Source organism: Chryseobacterium sp. SIMBA_029, assembly GCF_046535275.1.
Lineage (GTDB): Bacteria > Bacteroidota > Bacteroidia > Flavobacteriales > Weeksellaceae > Chryseobacterium.
In genome coordinates, this window is sequence record NZ_JAWRXA010000532.1 from 1 (window position 1) to 258 (window position 258).

Consider the following 258-nt stretch of genomic DNA (forward strand, 5'->3'; position numbering starts at 1 on the left):
TTTTTCAGGACATAAAATGTATGCTCCAATGGGAACAGGTATTTTATATGGAAAGCGTGAAATATTGGAAGCTTTGCCTCCATTCCATGGAGGAGGAGAGATGATTGCAACATGTTCTTTTGATGGAACAACCTATGCAGGGCTTCCTTTTAAATATGAAGCAGGGACTCCCAATGTAGGAGGAAATATTGCTTTAGGAGCAGCCGTTGATTTTATGGAAAGAATTGGGCGTCAAAATATCCAGAATCATGAAAATGC

Annotated in this window: 1 protein-coding gene; it reads left to right on the forward strand. The window is 39.5% G+C overall.

Going from position 1 to position 258, the window contains the following annotated elements:
• On the forward strand, positions 1-258 hold a 258-nt coding region (locus SB679_RS25105), incomplete at both ends, for an aminotransferase class V-fold PLP-dependent enzyme (protein WP_410705031.1).